Annotated in this window: 1 protein-coding gene; it reads left to right on the top strand. The window is 56.3% G+C overall.

The annotated features are described in order from the left end of the window. On the top strand, window positions 1–165 hold a 165-nt coding region (locus tag V5P19_RS23475; RefSeq protein WP_334407947.1), incomplete at its 5' end, for an ROK family protein. Between the last annotated feature and the right edge of the window lie 112 nt (window positions 166–277).

The following is a 277-nucleotide window of genomic DNA, read 5'->3' on the forward strand; positions in this document are numbered from 1 at the left end:
GTCCTGGGGGGCGGGATGAGCAATGTAGACCGTTTATATCAAACGGTTGGGCAGTTGATTAAACAATTTGTCTTCGGCGGCGAATGTGAAACGCCGGTGCGTAAGGCGAAGCACGGTGATTCCAGCGGCGTACGCGGCGCTGCGTGGTTATGGCCACAAGAGTAAAAAACGTAGGCAATTGGCGCATCATGCCTGATGCGACGCTTGCCGCGTCTTATCAGGCCTACAAAAGGTGCCAGAACCGTAGGCCGGATAAGGCGTTCACGCCGCATCCGGC

This window comes from Enterobacter sp. UNJFSC 003 (genome assembly GCF_036903355.1).
In the GTDB taxonomy this organism is placed as follows: Bacteria; Pseudomonadota; Gammaproteobacteria; order Enterobacterales; family Enterobacteriaceae; genus Enterobacter.